Source organism: Janibacter sp. LM, from assembly GCF_039631275.1.
GTDB classification, from domain to species: domain Bacteria; phylum Actinomycetota; class Actinomycetes; order Actinomycetales; family Dermatophilaceae; genus Janibacter; species Janibacter terrae.
The window spans coordinates 68,254-88,007 of sequence record NZ_JBDIVG010000020.1 but is presented as its reverse complement, the minus strand read 5'-3'; the positions used below and the strand labels follow the sequence as shown (position 1 = coordinate 88,007).

Below are 19,754 nucleotides of genomic sequence, written 5' to 3'. Positions count from 1 at the left end.
CGGTCGCCCGCCGGGGTGGCGGAGGACCGGGCTCACTGCGCAGCGCGGCCTCAGCCGCCGTGCAGGTCGCTGCGCCGCGTCGTCGGGGCGTCGGGGTCGGCCATGCCGAAGACCGGGTCCGGCCGGTCGTCCACGTAGGCCGGCTGCGCGTCCAGGTGGTGGCGTCGCCCGATGAGCACCGACAGCAGCACACCGGTCAGCAGGAGCAGGACACCGAGGATCGTGAGGACCAGCGGCAGGGTCGAATGGACCATCTTGAGCAGGCTCGAGGCACTCTTGTACTCCTCGACGTTCTTGTCGACGGTCTCCTTGGTGAAGCGCGACTCGGTCTCGAGCGCCTTGAGCGACTCGCCCTCGTAGCGGAACTCCTGGTTCTGCAGCTCCAGGCGGTCGAGGACGACGCCCGTCACCGGGTCGACCCAGAAGGTGCGCTGGTTGCTGTAGAAGCGCTCGGCCTCGACGGCACCGTTCTCCTTCGCCTTCGGGAAGAGGCTGCCCGGCAGCTCACGGGTGCCGGTCTTGGTCTCCGGGACCTCCATCGTGAACCGGTAGACGTTCATGCCCTGCAGGTCCTCCTCGCCCTCGTACTTCACGGGGAAGGACTGGCCGGCCGAGCTGTCCCACCACCGGTAGGTGTCGACGGGCTTGGTGTCGAAGGGGAACTTGACCAGCAGGCCGTCGCGCTTGACCTCCTGGCCGTCGCGGGCCTCGCCGCAGCAGTTGACGGCCTCACCGGTGTGACGGTCGAAGACGTAGACCTCGGTGGATCCGTCCATGGGCATGTTGTCGCCGTTGTTGTCGCTCACCTGGCCGCTGTTCCAGATCGCCAGGTCGCGGCCGGAGTCCTCGGATGCCTGCTCGGACGCCTCCGGGTCACCGATGATGCGGCTCGTGGTGGTCAGCTCGCCCGAGCCCGGCTTGACGTTGTCGGCGTCGAAGAAGGAGGCGTTGGGGTCCTGCACCACCTGCGTCGTGTTCTGGTCCAGGGGGACGACCGCGAGCTTGGGGTAGGCATAGAACCGCAAGAGCAGCCCCATGGTGAGGATGAAGGCGCCGACGCCCATGATGATCGCCGGCAGCAAGAACTTGCGCACGAGAAAGCCTCCTTGGCCCTGAAGAACTTACCGGACGGTAGCACCATTCGGCACACCTCGCCCGGCTGGACGACAGCGTAGGGGACGTGACCTCGGACTCGCCCGATCCGCGGCCTGCGCGAGGCCCCTCATGTCCCGAGGATCCGGGCCACGACGGCCCCGGCGTCGGGTCCCGGAGGGCCGACCCGCTCCGCCCGCATCCCGAGCCCGATGGCCGGCTCGAGGTCGCTCGGCATGTCCCCGACCACGACGCACCGGGCGGGGTCCGCCCACGGTGCCCGGCGCAGTGCCTCGACGAGGAGACCGTCCAGCGGCTTGCGGCAGCGGCAGGCCCCCCGCTCGTGGGGGCACACCGCGATCGCGTCGATGCGTCCGCCGTCGGCCGCGAGCAGCTCCCGCAGGCGGGCGTGGACCGCCAGCAGGTCCGTCCGGTCCATGAGGCCCCGGGCGATGCCCCGCTGGTTGGTGACGACGACCGTGCGGCAGCCCGCGGCCGTGAGCGCCGCGACCGCCTCGGACGCCCCGGGCAGGAGCTGGAGCTCGTCCGGCCGGGTGACGTAGCCGTCGGGCACCCGGACGTTGAGCGTCCCGTCCCGGTCGAGCAGGACGAGGTCGAAGGGGGTCCCCTCGCCGGGCGCGGTCAGCGTCCCGGGGCCGAACCACCAGGGCGCCGCGGTCAGGGGTGGTCCTGCAGGGCGTGGTCGACGGCCTCGCACCAGGCGTGGGCCCAGAGCATGTGGACCTCCTGGATGCGCGGCGTCTCCCCGGAGGGCACGACGAGCAGGTGGTCGGCGAGGTGGTCCTGGCCGGCTCCCTTCGCACCCGTCATGAGGATCGTGGTGAGCCCGCGCGCGCGGGCCTCGCCGAGCGCCGCGACGACGTTGGGGCTCGTGCCGGACGTCGACATCGCGAGCAGGACGTCCCCGGGTCGCCCGAAGGCCCGGACACCGCGCAGGAAGACCTGGTCGAAGCCGTAGTCGTTGCCGATGGCGGTGAGCGACGAGTGCGACTCGGCGAGGCTGATCGCCGGGAGCGGGTGCCGGTCGCGGACACACTTGCCGAGGAACTCGGCGGCGACGTGGCTGGCGATCGCCGCCGAGCCGCCGTTGCCGGCGACGAGCAGGGTCCGCCCGGCGAGCAGGGCGTCCAGGACCGCCCGGCCCGCGGCGTCCGCCGCGGAGCGCAGCAGCGGCTCGGCCACCTGCTCGGCGAGCCGGGCCCAGGCGGCGATGCCCGCGTCCAGCTGCTGCGTCACGAGGGCGTGCCGCTCCTCGGTCGATGTCATGGCTGGCCCTTCCAGGTCGTCACGCCGTGCTTGGTGAAGGTGAACTCGGAGACGGTGAGGCCGAGTCGGATGAGCTCGTCGGCCACGAGGTGGCGCCGCTCGAACTCGCAGATGAAGATCAGGTGCCCGCCGCCGCCGGCGCCGGTCACCTTGCCACCGAGGGCGCCCGTCGCGAGGGCCGCCTCGACCGCGTCCTGGATGAGCGGCGTCGAGATGCGCGAGGACATCCGCTGCTTCTCCTGCCAGGCGATCCCGAGGAGCCGACCGATCTCGTCGACGTCCCCCCGCAGGAGGGCCACGCGCATCGCGTCGGCGAGGTCGCGCTGCGCCCGCAGGCCGGCGACCGCCTCCTCGTTGCCCGTCTCGTAGCGGGAGACCTGGTCCTCGATGATGTGGTCGCTCACCCGCGTGCGTCCGGTGTAGGCGAGCAGCATGTTGTGCTCGAGCTCGTGCACGGTGTCGGGGCGCACCCGCAGGGGGTTGACGACGACCTCGCCGTCGCGACGGAACTCCATGTAGTTGAACCCGCCGAAGGCGGCCGCGTACTGGTCCTGGTAGCCGCCGGGGATGTGCAGGTCGTCCCGCTCGAGCCGGTAGGCCAGCCGGGCGATCTCGTGAGGGCCGAGGTCGAGCCCGCAGTGCCGGGCCACCAGGTCGATGACCGCGACCATGACGGCGCTCGAGCTGCCGAGCCCGGAGCCGGGCGGCGCGTTGGTGTGCAGGAAGAGGTCGAAGCCCTCGGACCGGATCGCCCCGTCGAGGGTCATGATCTGCGCGATCGCCGCCCTGGGCAGGTCGAGCTCCCCGTCGAGGACGAAGGGGGTGCCGACGTCGTAGCCGATCGAGGTCCCGTAGTCGTGGGACTCGACGGTGATGTGACCGTCCGTGCGCGGCCGCAGGGTGGCCCAGGCGTAGCTGCCGATGGTCGCGCTGAGCACCGCGCCGCCCTCGCGCTGCGGGAAGGGGGCGACGTCCGTGCCACCGCCGGCGAAGCTGACCCGCAGGGGCGCGCGGGCACGCAGGACCGGACGCGACGTCATGGGTGGCCTCTCGATACGACGGTGAGCGATGATGACGGAATGGTAAGTGACCCGCAGGTAGGACGGGTGGCGGATGTGGCGGGTCGCATGCTCGGGCTCGACCTGCTGCGTGCCGTGGCGGCCTGGCTCGTCCTGCTCTCGCACGTGGCCTTCTGGACCGGGGCCGGCGCCTCCGGGGTCGTGGGCGGGCTCACGGTCCGGGGCGAGCTCGGCGTCGCGATCTTCTTCGCCCTCTCCGCCTTCCTGCTGTCCTCCCCCTTCGTGCGTCGTGCCCTCGGTGGCACCGCGGACTGGTCGACCAGGCGCTACCTCGTGCGGCGTGCGGCACGCATCCTGCCCGCCTACCTTCTCGCGCTCGCGGCGGTCGTCGCCGTCGCCGCTCGCCTCGGCGGTGCCGCGGCGAGCGTGCTCGACGTGCCGACCGTGCTCGTCCACCTCGTCATCGGCCAGGGCTGGACGGGGCGCACCTTCCAGTCCTTCACCCAGACGTGGAGCCTCACGACCGAGGTGACCTTCTACCTGCTCCTGCCGCTCGTCGCGTGGCTCCTCGCCCCGCTCGTGCGCGGCGCCTCCCCCCCCGCCGCGACCCGTCGCCTGCTGTGGCTCTGCCTCCTCGTCGGGGTGCTCGGCCTCGGCACCCAGACCTTCGCGGCGCTGCTCGAGGGGACCCCGGGCGGGGTGCTCGCCACGAGCGCGGCCGGGCACGCCGCGTGGTTCGCGCTCGGCGTGGCCGTGCGCGTGCTCGTCGAGGCGGAGCGGGTGGACGCCCTGCCGGCCGACCGTCCGTGGCTCGAGGTCCTGCGCACGAGCCCGGGGACCCTCGTCGTCCTCGCCGCCGTCCTGTGGCTGCTCGCCTCGACCCCTGTCGCCGGCCCGCGCGCCATCGAGTCCTCGTCGCCACCGGAGGCGCTCGCCGCCGAGGTGCTCTACGGGCTCGTCGCGGGGTGCCTGCTCCTCGCGGCGACGACGCGCGGCCTGTCCTCGACCCTCGCCGACTCCCCCGTCGCCGGCGCCCTGCGGTGGCTCGGCGACATCTCGTACGGGGTCTTCCTGTGGCACGTGCTCGTGCTGCAGGTCGCCTTCGCGGCCCTCGACCTGCGGCTCTTCGCTGCGCCCTTCGCGCTGACGCTCGCCCTCGTGACGCTCGTCAGCGTGGGTCTGGCGCACCTGTCGTGGATGCTGCTGGAGCGTCCGGTGCTGGCACTGGCCCACCGTCGGCCCGCGGACGCACCAGAGCCGCTGCCAGCACCCCGAGGCTGAGCGCGCCGAGCACCTGGGAGACCATCGCGCCGGCCGACTGGCGCTCGGCGACCCCGAGCACCGCCAGCGCGACCCCCGCTGCCCCGAGGACGAGCACGACCGCGGCCGCCCGCCGCCGCACCGGCACGAGCGCGCCCACCGCACCCGCGAGCAGCCCGGCCCAGCCCGCGACGAGCAGGCCGACGAGTGCCGCGAGCAGGACGCCCACGACGAAGGGGGCCACTCCCCCGGCGGGGACGTCCGTCGGCTCAGGGCCGGCCGGCTCCACGACCCGGTCGTCGACGGCCGACGAGCGCGCAGGACGGCGCGCCGGGACCAGCTCGACGAGCCCCCACAGGAGCAGGAGCCCCGCGAGGACGGCCCCGACGAGCAGGGCGAGCCGGTGCTGCCCGTTGGGCACGAAGTCGATCGTGATCCGCTCGCTCGCTCCCCCGGGCACCACGAACCCCTGGCGCCACCCGTCCACGGTGACCGGCTCGAGCCGCACGCCCTCCTCGTCGACGGCCCGCCAGCCCGCGTTGGCCCCCTGCGACAGGGCCAGGACCGAGGGCCCACCGGCCCCGACGTCCGCGAGCCACCGGCCGGTGTGCTCGCGCTGCGTCGTCACCGTGCGGGTCGGCACCGCCTCGGACCGCACCCAGCCGACGGGCACGAGGGCGACCGACTCGGGGACCAGACCCGGGACGCCGGCGGCCGTCACCGTGCCGCCACCGGCGGGCAGCTCGCCGCAGGCCGTCGCGGCGACCGGTCGGCCGCCGACGAGGTCGGCGCGCGGTGCGGTGAGGGACAGACCGATGCGGCCCTCGTCTCGGCCGACGGCACCTGCGGCGCTGCAGCCCAGCGTCACGGTCGTCGGCGGGGCGCCCGCCTCGGGCAGGGTGACCTCCGGCCCGGACCATGCGGCCCGGCCGGGGGGCCGGGTGAAGACGAGGGAGACCTGGCGTGTCTCCTGCGCCGGGATCCGCAGCTCGGTGCCCACGGGCAGCACGTGGCGCTGCGTGTCGGTCGCGACGGTCACTGAGCCCACGGACCGGTCGAGCCTGATGGTGCCGACCCGCCGCTCCCGGCCGAGGTCGATCCGCAGCGTGGGCCGCGCGGCACCGACCGCGGGCCGCCACCGTGTCGTGGGGTCGCCGTCGAGGGCGGCGACCGGCCAGTCGGCCAGCCCGGACGCGGCGGGGTCGGTGTCGGGTGCGGTGCTGCCGGTGAGGCTCCACGGTGCGGTCACGAGGTCCTGCGCAGCCTCCCCCGGGCGCACCCGCACGGACGCCTCCACCCGGGTCGTCGGCAGGTGGCCCACCCGACGGACGAGGTCGCCGGGGTCCTCGCCCGCCCCGACGTCGACGCCGCCGCGCGGGTCGCGCGTCAGCAGGGCCGGGCCCCGGCCCGGCGGCAGGGCCAGCCCCGTCCCGAGACGGGGGCCGTCCTCGAGCTGCACCTCGCGCACGCCGACCGGCGCCCCGCGGCGCGTCGGGTCCCCGCCCGCACGCTCGAGGTCGACGGTGACCTCGGTGCGTCCGCGACCGTCGAGGGGGACGCGCCAGGTCTTGGTCCCCTCGAGCAGCTCGCCGTCGCTGCCGGCGACGCGGACGCCCGACAGCGGGGCGAGGGTGCCGCCCCACGCCTCGTGGACGAGCACGGCCGTCGGCCGGTGGGTGTCGGGGAGGCGCAGCGTGAAGGACTGCCGGCCCAGCCCGTCGCCGCTCACCCAGGCGGTCGTGGGGTCGCCGTCGACCATGGCCGCCGGGCCGGTCCCCGCGCCCCCGGGGTCTCGGGCGAAGGGGTCGGCAGCGGTCGAGCTCACGGCGAGCCCGGAGAGCCCGCGCCAGAACCGGGTGGTGCGGGCGACCGCCGAGCCGCCCGGGTCCAGGTCCTTGGTGCCGACGATCTCGGGCCAGAGGTTGGTGGCGGGCAGGGTGGGGCTGCGGCTGTCCGACGGCGGTCGTCCGGAGTTGCGCGCCTGCCACCGCAGCGTGTCGGTGCGCACGTCGGCGTCCTCGCCGCGGGCGGTCGTGGTGAGGGCGTCGGGGTCGACCAGTCCCGAGGCGAGCAGCGCGAACCAGCCCTCGGGCGCGGCGGCGACGGGGACCACCCCGTCCCGGGGCACGAGGACCATGGGCTCGGCCGGGGCGTCCAGCCGCCAGATGCTCACCCGGTCCTGGCCGTCGCCCTCGGCCCAGACCCGGGTGATGCCGGGGGTGGCCTGCAGGGTGTCCGCCACCCGCCGGGGGTCCATCGCGCCGACGGCCTGCTGCAGGCCGCCGCGGACGACGACGCGGGAGACGCCGAGCCGCCGCAGCCCGGGGACGATCTCCGGCCGGCTGCGCCCCGTCGCGGTCATCTCGTCGAGGTGGTCGAGGATCCTCGTGGCACCCGGGTGCCCGAGCGGCGCGGCGGCCCGGGTGAGCACCGGTGAGGCCGCGAGCGCCCCGAGGGGCTCGTCGGTGACGCGTCCCCACGTGAAGTCCGCGGTGCGCGCCCCGGGGAGCACCAGCGTCGTCCCGCCGTCGCGGGACGCGAGCTCGTCGACCTCCCGGGCCGCCTCGGTCCACGTCCCCGGCAGGTCCTCCGGCGCCCAGGCATCACCGACGCGACCGACCCACAGCGGCGCGAGCGAGCCGACGAGGGCGAGCACGGTCGCGACGACGACGGCCTGCCGCACCACGGGACCGGTGCCGCCCTCCACGCGGGTGGCCCAGTGGGCGAGCAGGCCCACGCCGAGGGCGACCGGCAGCCGGATGAGCAGGTCGGCCTTGTGGACGTTGCGGAAGGGGGCGAGCGGCCCGTCGAGCAGGTCCTGCACGACGGGCGCGAGCGGCCCGGAGGCCGAGCCGGAGCGCCCGACCGTCATCGCGAGCACGCCGAGCAGCACCAGGACGAGCGCCCAGCGCGTCAGCTGCGCCGCGGGCCGCCCGGACGAAGGGGGCGGGTCGCCCCCTTCGCCGTGGGCCCGGTGACGCACGAGACCGGCGAGGCCGAGCCCGGCGAGCAGGGTCGTCGCGAGGATCGCCGAGAAGGACTGGGCGAGGACCCACCCGCTCTGCCACGTCGGCTGGTCGCTGCCGGTGAGGATGTAGGCGATCCAGTGGTTGGCGCCCCGGAGCACGTTGGTGACGGACGCGACCGCCGTCGTCGTCGACGCCAGCTCGATGTGGTCGAGGAAGGGGTAGGAGTAGTGGCCGAGGACGAGCAGCGGACCCAGCCACCAGGCCGCCCCGGCGACCGCACCGAGGAGCCACCACGCGAGGGCCCGCCAGCGGTGCCGGCCCGCCGGCGCGAGGAGCAGCCAGGCGGCTGCGGGGACGAGGGCCACGAGCGAGACGGTCGCGTTGACCCCACCCAGGCATGCCGTGAGGAGGCCGGTGAGCACCGCTGTCCGCCGGCGGTCCGCGGCGAGCGCGCCGGGGGCGACGGCGCGCGCGGCGACGAGGACGAGCCAGGGGGCGAGCGCCTGCGGCCACACCTCGACGGAGATCTCCGAGAGCACGGTGAGCGCCCGCGGCGACAGGGCGAAGACCCCGCCGACGAGCAGCGCCGGGACCGGGGCCAGGCCGGCGACCCGTCGGGCCAGGCGCTCGGCGCCGACGAAGGCCACGACGAGCAGGAGGGTCCACCACAGCCGCTGGACCGCCCACGCCGGCGCGCCCACCGCGTCGCCCACGAGGAAGAAGGTCCCCATCGGCCAGAGGTAGCCGTAGGCCTGGTTCTGCAGCTCGCCGATGCCGGTGTGGTCGTTCCACGCCCACAGCGCCCGGCCGAGGTAGCGCGCCGGTGACAGGACGAGGTCGGTCTTGGTGTCCGGCTGGATCGTGCCCGGCGCGACGAGCCAGGGGAGGACCGCGACGAGCAGGGTCGCGGCGAGGCGCTGGAGGCCCTCGCGCAGGACGTCGACCCGGCCGTCAGCCGTCATCGGCGACGCAGGACGAGCAGGAGGTTCCACGTCACGACCTCGCGCAGGCCGGGGACGCGCAGCACGGCCCGCGCCGCGTCCGGCAGGTATCGGGGCCGGGCGACGAGGACGTCCGCGTCGGCCCGGCGCGCCCACTCCAGGCCCTGGCGCACGCTCACGCGGTGCAGGGTCTCGCCGACGCGGTTCTTCGGCGGGTGGCCGTGGCGACGCTCGTACCGACGGACCGCGCGGTCGCCGCCGAGCCAGTGCCACGGTGAGGTCTCGTGCCCGCCCCACGGCGAGAGCCAGTTGGTGTACGAGAGGAGGACGATCCCGCCCGGCCGGGTGACGCGGAGCATCTCGTCGGCGACAGCCTCGGGGTCGGGCACGTGCTCCCACATGTTGCTCGAGAAGACGACGTCGACGCTCCCGTCCGCGAGGGGCAGCCGCAGGGCGTCGCCGACGACCCCGCCGTCCCGCACCGAGGGGACCGCCGGGTCGTGGTCGAGCGGCACGTAGCGCGCGCCCTCCGCGCGGAAGGCGCGGGCGAACTCGCTCGGGCCGGCGCCCACGTCGAGGACGGTCCGGCCGTCGAGGGGGGTGTGCTCGCGCACCAGCCCGATGGAGTCGCGCGCCAGCTCCGAGTAGAAGCGCTCCGGCTCGGTCTGCTCGACGAGGAAGGCCGAGAAGAGGCGCACCGACCGGCGCACCCCGCGACGCATGGGCTGGGAGGTCATCGGCACGACACCCATCATGGACGACGCGCGAGCAGCTGCAGGGTGGGGCGGCTGCGCGGGGAGACGAGGCGCTGGCCCAGGACGAAGGGGAGGCTGGCCACGGCCGCGGCGAGCACCGGTCGCGAGCCGAGGACCCCCTGCGGCCGCTCGCCCGGACGGACCGCCCGGGCCAGGCTCGCGGCGTCGACGCTCAGGCTGTCGAGGAGCAGCCGCCGCACCTCGACGTCGACGAAGCCGGCCGCCCGCGCGGCCCGCGCCAGGGAGTCTGCGGTGAAGAAGCGGATGTGCGTCGGGTCCTCGAGCATCCACCAGGCGGCGCCGTACCGGGTGAGGCCGGTGCTGTCCCCCGCCGGCGTGAGGAAGCTCGCGCGACCACCCGGCCGCAGCAGGTCGAAGGAGGAGCGGAGCGCGGCGTGCGGGTCGACGACGTGCTCGAGGACGTGGATGCCGTACACGAGGTCCTGCTCCCCCGGCAGGTCCGTGGCCTCCTCGATGCCACCGGTGCGCAGGTCCCCCTTCGCGCGCACGACCTCGTCGACGCCGACCTGCAGCTGGTCGGGGTCGACCCCGGCCACCTGCGCGCCGTCGTCGAGGAAGCGGCGCAGCATCGTCCCCGCGCCGAACCCGACCTCGAGGACCCGCTCCGGGACACCGTCACGGACGAGCTCGCGGTAGGTGAGGTCGAGGCGGATGCGGTCGAGCGTCGGCTCGCCGCCGTACGCGAGGTCACGGTGGTCGGCCGGGCAGCGGTCGAGGTCCCGCACCAGGTGCCCGCAGCGCTCGCACCGCTCGAGCACGCAGCCCCCGCGCACGGCCTGCCCGCGGACCGGGCCGTCGCACACCTCGCAGCGCGGATCCGCGGCTTCACCTACCCTTGGGTAACTCACGGCGCTAGCCTAACCGTCGGCGTTGCACCCCTGGCAGCGCGACAAGGAGAGACGAATGACCTGGAGCACGACGACCCCGAAGCGGCGGCTGAGGGTGCTCTACCTGTCCTGGCGCGACCGCGAGAACCCCGAGGCGGGCGGCGCAGAGACCTTCACCGAGCGGACCTCCGAGGTGCTCACCCAGCAGGGCCACGAGGTGACGATCTTCACCGCCACCTTCCCCGGCTCCGCCCCGCGCACCCGGCACGGGGACGTCGACGTCATCCGTCGCGGCTCCAAGTTCAGCGTCTACCTCCACGGCATGTGGCACCTGCTGCGCCACGGCCACGACTACGACGTCGTCCTCGACGTGCAGAACGGCGTGCCCTTCTGGTCGCCCCTCGTGACGCAGGTGCCCGTCGTCAACATCGTCCACCACGTGCACCGCGAGCAGTGGACCGCCGTCTTCGGTCGCAAGGTCGCCCGGCTCGGGTGGCTCCTGGAGTCCCGCGTCGCCCCCTGGGTCTACCGCCGCAGCCGCTACGTCACCGTGTCGAAGTCGACCCGCACCGAGCTCGAGGAGCTCGGCGTCGACCCCGGCCGCGTCGACCTCGTCTACTCCGGCAACGACCGGCCCGCCGACCTCGACCGGTTCGCCCGGCTCGAGCGGACGCAGGCCCCGACGATGCTCTTCCTCGGCCGCCTCGTGCCGCACAAGCACGTCGAGCAGGCCGTCGACATCCTCGCCTCCCGGGCCATGTCCCACCCCGACCTCGAGCTGCACGTCGTCGGGGGCGGCTACTGGGAGGACTCGATCGCCGAGCACGCCCGGGCGCGGGGCGTCGCCGACCGCGTCCACCTCCACGGATTCGTCCCCGAGGAGCGCAAGCACGAGCTGCTCGCCCGCGCCTGGGTCGTCGTCATGCCCTCGCACAAGGAGGGCTGGGGCCTGACGATCGTCGAGGCCGGCCTGCACGGCACCCCTGCCGTCGCCTACGGCTTCGCCGGCGGCCCGAGCGAGTCGATCGTCCACGGCCGCACCGGCCTGCTCGCCGACTCGGTCGGGGAGTTCGAGGACCACGTCATCCGGCTCGTCGACGACGCCGTGATGCGTCGCGACCTCGGCCGGACCGCGCGCCTGTACGCGAGCTCCTTCGACTGGGGCCGCGCCGGACGGCGCCTCGAGTCGGTCATCGAGTCCGTCCTGGGTCTGCGCGAGCGCTACCGCGACGACGTCATCGACCTCGACGCGCTCATCGCCACCCGCCCCGTGGAGGACCACGCGCCGGACCTGCAGGCCGTCGCGTCCTGATCGACGGCCCTGCCCGGCCATGACGAAGGGGGCGTCCGCTCGAGCGAGCGGACGCCCCCTTCGTGGGGTCTGGGGCAGATCAGCTGTTGTAGTTGATGATCTGCTGGTTCTCCTGAGGGACGGACTTGTTGCCCTCGTACTGCACGATGCCGAAGATCAGCAGCGCCGCCATCGCCGCGCCGAGCACGGTGCCGACGACGTTGTAGGCCAGCTTCTTGGAGCCGTCGTTGTTCACAGGTGTCCTCCGTCAACGGATGTCGTTCCGGCCATCCTATACCGGCCGGTCACTTCGCGGCGAGTCGTGCGGACGTGTCACCGGTCCCACCCCGGCGCGTGCGCCACAGCCCGCCGACGGACCCGATGAGCGCCGCCGCGGTCCCGGCGAGGCCGAGCCCGCGCAGTGCGTCTGCGTCGTCCGAGACGGGGTCAGGGCGTCCGAGGTCGACGACCCGCAGGTCGCCGACCGTGCGCGTCGCGAGCCCGTCGAGGGCCGGCACGGTGCCCTCCGGGGCGGGCTGGTCGGTCTGCACGACCACCCAGCGGACCCCGAGCGACCTGAGCACCCCGGGGACGTCCCCTCCCGACGCGAGCGCCTCCGCGACCCGCGCCGACGCGGGGTCCTCCCCGGCCACCGTGCCGTCACGCAGCGGCAGCCGGTCGTCGGAGACGACCTGCTGCGGGAGCAGCCTGTTCCACGGGTCCAGGACGACGCGGTCCCCGTCCCACGCGTAGCGGCGGTAGGTCGACCACGGGAAGACGGCTGCCGGCTCACCGCTGCGGCCCACCTCGCGCGCGACGGCGAGCACGTCGTCGGGGTAGTCGACGCTCCCCCAGGCACCCGCGTGCCCCGCGGCGAGGGTGGGCAGGGTGGCGACCGGCCACAGCACGGCCACGGCCACGAGGACCCGCGGCAGGTCGCGCTCGACGAGTCGGTCGACGACGACGGCCGTGGCCACCGCGAGGAGCAGGACCCACAGCGCGACGAACTTCTGCCCGTCGCGCAGCAGACCGCCGCCCGGGACGGTCGTGACGACGGCTTCGAGCAGGGTTCGCCCGCCCGGCAGGGCCGCGAGGCCCGCGAGGAGCAGCCCGAGCACGCCGCTGGCCGTGGCGGCCCGGGTCACCGGCGCGCGCCACCAGGCGGGGCTGCGCAGCGCGAGCGCGAGGACGAGCAGGACCGCGAGCAGCGCGCCGAGGGCCACCGGCCACGTCGTGCGCTCGACGAACCACGTGCGGTCGTTCCACAGCCCCCCACCGAGCAGCAACGAGCCCAGCACGCCGAAGGGGGTGTCCGCACCGGCCGCGAACGCCGCGGCGCCTCCCGCGTCGGCTGCGTGCGAGGACGCGCGGAGGAAGGGCCACCACCAGGCGGCGTTGGCGAGCAGCGAGATCCCGGCCACGAGCGCGAGGTCCCGTGACCGGAGGCGGATGCTCCCGTCGAGGGAGAGCACGGTCACCGCGGCGACCAGGGTGGCGAGCACGCCGGGCGTCGACCCGCCGAGGGCCGCCGCCGTGAGGGTCGCGGCGAGGAGCGCGAGGCCACGCGAGGTGCGCACCCGGGTGGCCGCGACGAGGACCCACGGCAGGAGGGCGAAACCGAGGAGGTAGCCCCAGTGGCCGATGCCGAGGCGCTCGCCGACCCACGGGTTCCACGACCACAGCATCGCGGTCGCGACGGCGCCGGGCGCGGTGCGGGCCAGCCGTCCGGCTCCGGCTCCCCCGAGCACGAAGCACCCGAGGAGGACGAGCTTCTGCACGAGCCACCCGGGCAGCACCGTGCCGAGCAGCGCGACGACGAGGTCGTTGGGGACGGCACGCGGCACGCTCCCGTCCGTGCCCAGCGTGCGGGCCGACAGCGGCAGGTCGGGGACGAAGACGAGGTCGTAGTGCAGCGTGTACCCGGGGGCGAGCGCAGGACCGAGGACGACGACGCCGACGAGTGCCCCGACCACCGCGCCCAGGACGCCGGGGCGGGTCACCCCCTTCGTCCTCATCGCGACCGGTGGAGCGCTTCGATCTCGGCGAAGGCGTCGCCCATGGCGACGCACTGCGCCGTGAGGTCGTGGTGCGTCACGACGTGGGCGCGGTTGGCGCGCCCCACCTCGGCACGCCGGTCGGGGTCCTCGAGGAACCCGACGAGGGCGTCCGCGAGGGCCTCGACGTCGTCGTCGACGAGCAGGTTGGGCGGCTGGACGGCCTCGTCGTTGGTGCCGCACCGCGTGGTGACCACCGGCAGGCCGCAGGCCAGGGCCTCCAGGTAGGCCAGGCCCAGCTGCTCGGTCCACTTCCACGTCGGTCGCGGTGCGGTGGCGAAGACCGCGGCGGAGCGCATGAGATCGGCGACGCCGGCGGTGTCGAGGGAGCCCACGAGCTCGACGCCCGTGCGCGGGTCGTCGGCGGCGGCCCGCACGAGGTGCTCGAGCGGACCGCGTCCGGCGACCTTGAGCCGCGCCTCGGGCACCCTCCGGCGCACGAGCGCCATGGCCTCGAGGATGCGGTCGATCCCCTTGTTGGCGGCGAGGGGCGAGGCGAACACCACGACCGGCTCGGCCACCGGCTCGGCGGCGGAGTGGAAGAGCCCGATGTCGACGCCGGGCTTGACGACGCGGATGAGCTCGTCGTCGAAGTCGTTGGCCAGGAGGTGGTCGCGGGCGGCGTCGACCATGCACAGCAGCAGGTCGGCGTCCCGGCAGGAGTTCAGTGCCTGACGGTACGGCGGGACCTTGTACAGGGGCTGGTCGGGCAGGTTCTCCCACGTGATGACCGCCTGGAGCGGACGGGTGGCGCCGGTGGACCGCGCCCGACGCCGCCAGCCCGAGGCCTGGCCGGTGACGAGCGAGCACAGCTCGAGCGAGGCCACCCAGTCGTACTCGGAGGGGCCCTGCTCCCGCAGCCCGCGGACCCGGGCGAGGGCGCCGGCCTCGACGAACCGCTTGATCGGCCGCACGTAGGTGCTCGGGATCCAGTCGATCCCGCCGGCCGGCTCCTGCTGAGCCATGGCGCGCACGTGGGTGCCCGGCATCCGGGACATCCAGTACAGCTCGCGGCGGGGTCGCTGGTCCGGCAGCGACACCCAGAGCATCCGACGAAGGGCGTCGCTCACGTCGCTGCCCGGTCCTTGCGGCCGCGTCGTGCCCCGAGCGCGTAGCCGCCGGCCTCCAGCGCGCGCAGGAGCACCATGCCGGCCGCGTGCGCCGGGTCCCTGAGGAGCCGACGGTGGTTGCGGGCGTAGGAGCGCAGCACGGCCCGGCCCTGGGCACCGACGGCACCTTCGTGCTCCTGCGCGAAGGCCGGGATGCTGCGGCCGTAGTAGTACCGCTTGCTGAGGACCTCGCGCACGGTGAGGCGGCCCTCGTCGTGGTCGATGATGATCGGTGCGAGCTCGATGCCGGCGCCCGAGGCGCGCATCTTCATCCGCAGGTCCGCGTCCTCCGGGCCGGACATGCCCGTGTGGAAGGCGCCCTCCCCGAGCAGGTACTCGCGGCGGACGAGGCGCGGGTTGTGCAGCCACGGGTCGTCGAGGTAGCACTCACGCTCGAGGGCACGGCAGGCGGTCCAGAAGCCCTCGCCGATCGTCCGCTCCGGCAGCGCGATGCCGCTCGCGCCGGTCGCGCAAGCCGTGTCGAGCGCCATCGCGACGGTGCGTCGCGGCAGCACCATGTCGCTGTCGAGCCAGAGGACCCACTCGGAGCTCGCGGCCTCGATGCCGGTGTTGCGCTGGGCGGAGCGCTCGGGGCCGGCGGTGATGACCCGGTCGGCGTAGCGCTCGGCGACCTCCCGGGTCCCGTCGGTGCTGTGGTTGTCCACGACGACGAGCTCGAGGGGCCGGTGCGTCTGCTCGGTCACCGAGCGCAGGCAGGCCTCGATGGTCCGGATGTTGTCGCGGGTCGGGACCACGACGGTCACCGACCCCGGGATCGGGTGCTGGTCGGGCGCGCTCACGTGGTGCTCTCCTTGGGAGGGTCGGGTCGCATGAAGGTACCGAGGACGGCGAGGACGACGCCGGCCCCGGCCAGGTGGTGCGGGACGAGGGAGGCCTTGATGGTGTCGGCGTCCACGGAGCCGAGGGTGCCCTCGACGAGACCGGCCTGGACGAGGTAGGCGACCGCCGAGAGGACGACCAGCGCCGCGCCCGCCGCGATGAGGCGACCGGGTCGGGGCCCCTGGCGCCTCACGAGCAGCATCGCAGCCAGCGCCGCGAGGGATCCACCGATGCCCGTGAGGACGAAGGCGCCGAGGACGATGCCCGCCTCGACGAGGACCCGCGAGCGGCCGGAGCGGTCGGCGAGGACACGGCCGAGGCCGACGAAGGGGAGCGGGTCGCGTGCGACGACCGGCTCGGGCACGGCGGCCTGCTCGGCCGGGGCAGCGGTCTCGGCTGCAGCTGGGTCGACGAGCGGCTCCTCGGGCCACTCGGTCTCCCGCTCGGTGCGCACCGCGGCGACGCGCCGCCGCACCAGCGGGGTCAGGAGGAGCACGAGCGCGACGAGCAGGCTGAGCCCGCTCACGAGCAGCGCGACGTCCGCGCGGCGCTGCGGACCGTAGCCGATGCTCACCTCGTGGGCCGCGAGGTCGTCGACGTACCACCCGGCGGCGTAGCCGTCGACGACGACGGGCGGGCCGAGGTCGGTGCCGTCCTCGAGCGTCGCGCGCCAGCGCGGGTCGTGCCCCTCGCCGATGGTGAGGAAGTACGGCGTGCGGGCGGCGCCGACGGAGACGGTCATGGACGCGGAGAGCGTCGTGCGGTCGACCTCGACGACGGGCGGTGGGACGGTCTCGGTCGGCTTGGTCCCCTGCCGGTCGCGCAGGGTGAGCCCGTCGAGCTGGATGTCGTCGACCGGACGGAGCCGGTGCTCCCCCCAGGTGATCGACTGTGCGGCGCACCCCTGCCAGGTCGTGGCGGGCCCGTCGCGGCCGGCGATCGCCTCGGGGTCGCTCGGGCGCATGCGGACCGGGTCGCCGTCGATGGTCGCGACGGGGATGCACGGGCGGCTCTGCTCGCCCTGCTCGAGCTCGACCCCGGTGTCGATGCTCGTGAACCGGGGCGGCCGGTTGCCGTCCGAGTCGTCGACCTCGTCGACGGCCACCCGCAGGGTGCGGCCGCTCGTCCTCGGGGGGAGCGTGATCGTGGTGGTGCTCCCACGCCCGATCCGGGCGTCGGCGACCTCCTCGCCGTCGACGAGCACCCGGGCACGCGTGGCCCACATGGTGTCGCCCTCGTCGTCGGGGCCCGGGGCCTGGGTGATCGCCACCCTGTCGAGGTCGCGCTGCGGTCCGGTGACCTCCCACCACGCGTCGGCCAGGTCGCCGCCGGGGACCCACGCGGTCCGCGGGTCGCCGTCGGCGGCCTTGGAGGCGCGCACGTCGAGGGCGTCGAAGTAGGTGCGGTTGGAACGCATCCGGTAGGTGTCGGCCGCGCCGGAGAGCTCGTCGGCGAGGTGCTCGAGGTCGCCGGTGGCGCGCACCCGCGCCTCCATCCGGACCTCGCGGTCGTCGGGCAGGGTGAAGTCGCGTCGCAACCCCTGCTCCGAGTCGTCGGTCGGCGCATCGGTGTTGACCACGCGGGTGAAGCTCACGTCGAGAGGCGTCTCCCCGAACTCGGAGCGCTCACGGGCGTCGAGGCCGGAGTAGAGACGGGAGAGGGTGTCCGGCGTCCGCACGGTCCGCTCGGCGACCAGGCCCTCGGCACCGAGGTCGATCTCGGACAGGCCCACGAGGCTGAAGCCCTCCCCCCGCAGCCCGGCGACGGTGATCCTCACCCGGTCGGTCGTGATGCCGCCGAGCTGGACCTCGGCCGTGCCGTCCTCCTCGACCTTCGCGGTGCGGGTGGACTCACCCGCGTCCACGCGCAGGCTGTCGATCTCGACGCCGCCGAGCGCTGTCGTGTCGATGCGGACCCGGCCCAGCTGGCGCTCCCGGGGCAGACGCAGGATGATCGACTCCCCCTTCGCCCGCTGGAAGTCACCGAAGAGCCACGACGTCCGCCGGTCGCCGTCGATGGCGTGCTCCGCGACGCCGTGCGGCAGGTCGAAGAAGGCCCCGCCGGAGCTCGTCGCGGTGGCGCGCACCCCGTCACGCACGAGGGTGCTCTGGTCCTGGGCGTCGCCGAGCGCGCGGGTGAGCGCAGGGGTCTCGTCGGCGGCGAGGACGGCGCCCTGGTTGGCCGTCAGGCGGTTGGTGATCGCGGCGCGACGCTGGTTGGTGTCGGTGAGCACCATCCGCCCGCCGTCGCGCAGGACCTCGCGCAGCTGCTCGTCGGTGACGTCGTGCGCGTACCGGAGCGCGGGCGTGTCGTCGAGGAGGCCCTGCTCGGCCAGTGGTGGGATCGCCCAGGCATCGCCGGCGACGACGACCGTGCCGGGGGTGGGCGTGGCACGCACGACGCCACGGTGCCCCCGGACGCCGTAGAGCTGCAGGGGCGAGAGCACGGCCTCGTCCTGGGAGACCGGCGGCACCGCGTAGGTGAACATGTTCTGACCCGGGGCGCCGAAGTTGGCCAGCCCCCGCAGGCCGGGGTCGCCGCCGAGCGCACGAGCCGTCTCGCCGGGGCGGGCACCCCCGGTGTCCTCCCAGTTGACGTCGTGGCGCAGCAGCACACGGTCGGCCCCGAGGTAGCGGGCGAAGGGGGAGACCTCGTGGCTGCCCGCGGTGCCCTGCTGCAGGGTGGCGTCGAGGGCCGCGAGGAAGTTGCCACCGGTCGCGGAGGTGTTGGGGATCGTCTCCGGGATGACGGCATCGCGCTGCATGAGCGAGTTGGGCAGGTCGTCCGGCCGCTCGAGGCTCCAGCGGTAGGAGGAGCGCGTCTGGCCGGGCAGGAGCAGCACCCGGCCGTTGACGTCCCCCTCGTCGGCCGCGGCCGCGGCCCTCTTCCAGTAGTCGGGGACGTCCAGCGGCGAGACGTAGAGGTTGCCCGTGACCGCGGGGGCGACCAGCGCGACGACGACGCCGGTGGCGAGGGTGGCCACGAGCGGGACACCGCCGTTGCGCCGCAGCACCCGTGGGAGCAGCCGGACGAGACCGAGACCGATGACGAGCGCGAAGACGAGGGCGAGACCGGCCCCGACCTTGTTGGTCGTGCGGAAGGCGACGAGTGGCGTCAGGTGCTCGAAGAGCCACCGCAGGACGATGCTGAAGGCCGAGCTGCCGTTGCCGCCCGGGTAGAGGCCGACCATGATCACGGCGACGATCGCGGTGCCCAGGGCGCTGAAGCGGGCCAGCCGGGCCGGGACGACCCGCAGGGAGGCGAGCGCGGCAGCAGGCCAGAGCATCGTCAGCAGGACGATCACGGCGCTCGTCAGGTACATCGCGTACTGCGGGATCCACGGGCCGGCGTCGGAGGAGCCGTAGTAGGACCACAGACCGAGCCCACGCAGGACCTCGACGAAGGAGCTGACCCGGGCGATGCCGTCGAGGGACTCCGAGCCCTGGACGATCTGCGAGCCGGTGTCGCTCGCCGCGGCGCCGGGGACGAGCCAGTAGGCGGAGACGAGGACGACGAAGAGGGCGCTCTTGGCCAGCGCGGTCAGGACCTCGGCCCACGTCAACCCCTGCTCGGAGCGCACGTGGAGCACGAGCGGGATGACGAGGAGCAGCTGGTAGACGGGCACGACGCCGACGTTCATCCCGCTCATGCAGAAGAAGACGAGTCCCACGGCGGCCGGCCAGGCCCAGCTGGTTGGCTCACGCAGGGCCTTGGTCATCGCGATGAGCAGCCACGGCAGCAGGGCCATCGGCAGGGCGATGGCGAGGGTGCCTCCCGCGGCCACCGCGTACGGGTTGGCGATGTAGGCGACGCCGGCGAGCAGGCCGGCCCAGGCCCCGGCGCCCGGCACGAGGGTGCGGAGCAACCGGTTGGTCCCCCAGGCGGCGAGCGCCCAGAGCAGCAGGTGGTAGACCTTGAAGGCCATCTCCGGGTCCAGCCCCACGGCGCGCAGGGCGGCAGTGACGACGAGGACCGGGACGAGCCCCACGTTGAAGTTCGGCGAGCCCAGGTAGGGCGAGGAGGTCCACGCCGACAGGTAGCGCGGCAGCATCTCCTGCGGGGCGAGGTAGACCTCGGGCTTGATGTCGGTCTGGAAGACGCCCCACGAGTTGCCGAAGACGACGACGGCGAGCAGGAGGAGCAGGAGTGCGGACACCAGCCGCACGGAGCCCGCGCGGTCAAGCCGGAACCGGCTGCGCACACTCACCTCTTCCTCTCGGGACGCGTCGTCCGACGGTCTCGCCCCAGTGGAACCTGCAGCACGCCGGACGGCCGATCCTAACCGACCG

The 19,754-nt window shown here is 74.4% G+C and carries 14 protein-coding genes; 2 read left to right on the top strand and 12 right to left on the bottom strand.

Annotated elements, in window-relative coordinates; genetic code table 11:
• Positions 1 to 50: 50 nt before the first annotated feature.
• The 4 genes from ABC138_RS11980 to ABC138_RS11965 all read right to left on the bottom strand — a co-directional run bounded on the left by ABC138_RS11980 (position 51) and on the right by ABC138_RS11965 (position 3,419).
• On the bottom strand, positions 51 to 1,094 hold the full coding sequence (locus tag ABC138_RS11980) for a DUF3068 domain-containing protein (RefSeq protein WP_068323737.1): 1,044 nt from the start codon (positions 1,092 to 1,094) through the stop codon (positions 51 to 53).
• 128 nt (positions 1,095 to 1,222) lie between these two features.
• Complete coding sequence (locus ABC138_RS11975) at positions 1,223 to 1,810, bottom strand: HAD-IIIA family hydrolase (protein ID WP_345913805.1); 588 nt, start codon at positions 1,808 to 1,810, stop codon at positions 1,223 to 1,225.
• A complete protein-coding gene (locus ABC138_RS11970) occupies positions 1,771 to 2,379 on the bottom strand; it encodes an SIS domain-containing protein (RefSeq protein WP_345913804.1) in 609 nt (202 codons plus the stop codon). The genes ABC138_RS11975 and ABC138_RS11970 overlap by 40 nt, the downstream gene beginning before the upstream one ends.
• Positions 2,376 to 3,419, bottom strand: coding sequence for a GHMP kinase (locus ABC138_RS11965; RefSeq protein WP_068421353.1), 1,044 nt, complete (start codon positions 3,417 to 3,419; stop codon positions 2,376 to 2,378). Before ABC138_RS11965 ends, ABC138_RS11970 begins: the two co-directional genes overlap by 4 nt.
• A 66-nt stretch (positions 3,420 to 3,485) precedes the next feature.
• Here ABC138_RS11965 and ABC138_RS11960 point away from each other — a divergent pair, with 66 nt between their 5' ends.
• Positions 3,486 to 4,679: an acyltransferase gene (locus ABC138_RS11960; RefSeq protein WP_345913803.1), complete on the top strand. Its 1,194-nt coding sequence runs from the start codon at positions 3,486 to 3,488 to the stop codon at positions 4,677 to 4,679.
• On the opposite strand, the gene ABC138_RS11955 is transcribed toward ABC138_RS11960, so the two are convergent.
• Genes ABC138_RS11955 through ABC138_RS11945 form a run of 3 tightly spaced genes read right to left on the bottom strand, consistent with a single transcriptional unit; the run spans position 4,567 to position 10,192 of the window.
• A complete protein-coding gene (locus tag ABC138_RS11955) occupies positions 4,567 to 8,589 on the bottom strand; it encodes an alpha-(1->3)-arabinofuranosyltransferase family protein (protein WP_345913802.1) in 4,023 nt (1,340 codons plus the stop codon). The genes ABC138_RS11960 and ABC138_RS11955 overlap by 113 nt on opposite strands.
• Positions 8,586 to 9,305 carry a class I SAM-dependent methyltransferase gene (locus ABC138_RS11950; RefSeq protein WP_068421350.1) on the bottom strand — a complete coding sequence of 240 codons (720 nt, stop codon included), beginning with the start codon at positions 9,303 to 9,305 and terminating at the stop codon, positions 8,586 to 8,588. Before ABC138_RS11950 ends, ABC138_RS11955 begins: the two co-directional genes overlap by 4 nt.
• 14 nt (positions 9,306 to 9,319) lie before the next feature.
• The gene (locus ABC138_RS11945) at positions 9,320 to 10,192 is read right to left on the bottom strand and encodes a class I SAM-dependent methyltransferase (protein ID WP_345913801.1); all 873 of its coding nucleotides are present in this window, start codon (positions 10,190 to 10,192) and stop codon (positions 9,320 to 9,322) included.
• A 55-nt stretch (positions 10,193 to 10,247) separates the two neighbouring features.
• Here ABC138_RS11945 and ABC138_RS11940 point away from each other — a divergent pair, with 55 nt between their 5' ends.
• Positions 10,248 to 11,483, top strand: coding sequence for a glycosyltransferase family 4 protein (locus ABC138_RS11940; RefSeq protein WP_068421264.1), 1,236 nt, complete (start codon positions 10,248 to 10,250; stop codon positions 11,481 to 11,483).
• Positions 11,484 to 11,562: 79 nt separating this feature from the next.
• On the opposite strand, the gene ABC138_RS11935 is transcribed toward ABC138_RS11940, so the two are convergent.
• Genes ABC138_RS11935 through ABC138_RS11915 form a run of 5 tightly spaced genes read right to left on the bottom strand, consistent with a single transcriptional unit; the run spans position 11,563 to position 19,621 of the window.
• Positions 11,563 to 11,718, bottom strand: coding sequence for a hypothetical protein (locus ABC138_RS11935; RefSeq protein ID WP_169701846.1), 156 nt, complete (start codon positions 11,716 to 11,718; stop codon positions 11,563 to 11,565).
• Between the two features lie 49 nt (positions 11,719 to 11,767).
• Positions 11,768 to 13,462 (bottom strand): hypothetical protein, encoded by a 1,695-nt coding sequence (locus ABC138_RS11930; RefSeq protein ID WP_068421261.1) that lies wholly within the window; start codon positions 13,460 to 13,462, stop codon positions 11,768 to 11,770.
• A gap of 11 nt (positions 13,463 to 13,473) precedes the next feature.
• The gene (locus ABC138_RS11925; protein WP_345913800.1) at positions 13,474 to 14,586 is read right to left on the bottom strand and encodes a glycosyltransferase family 4 protein; all 1,113 of its coding nucleotides are present in this window, start codon (positions 14,584 to 14,586) and stop codon (positions 13,474 to 13,476) included.
• The gene (locus tag ABC138_RS11920; protein WP_345913799.1) at positions 14,583 to 15,425 is read right to left on the bottom strand and encodes a glycosyltransferase family A protein; all 843 of its coding nucleotides are present in this window, start codon (positions 15,423 to 15,425) and stop codon (positions 14,583 to 14,585) included. Before ABC138_RS11920 ends, ABC138_RS11925 begins: the two co-directional genes overlap by 4 nt.
• A complete protein-coding gene (locus ABC138_RS11915; RefSeq protein WP_345913798.1) occupies positions 15,422 to 19,621 on the bottom strand; it encodes an alpha-(1->3)-arabinofuranosyltransferase family protein in 4,200 nt (1,399 codons plus the stop codon). The genes ABC138_RS11920 and ABC138_RS11915 overlap by 4 nt, the downstream gene beginning before the upstream one ends.
• Between the last annotated feature and the right edge of the window lie 133 nt (positions 19,622 to 19,754).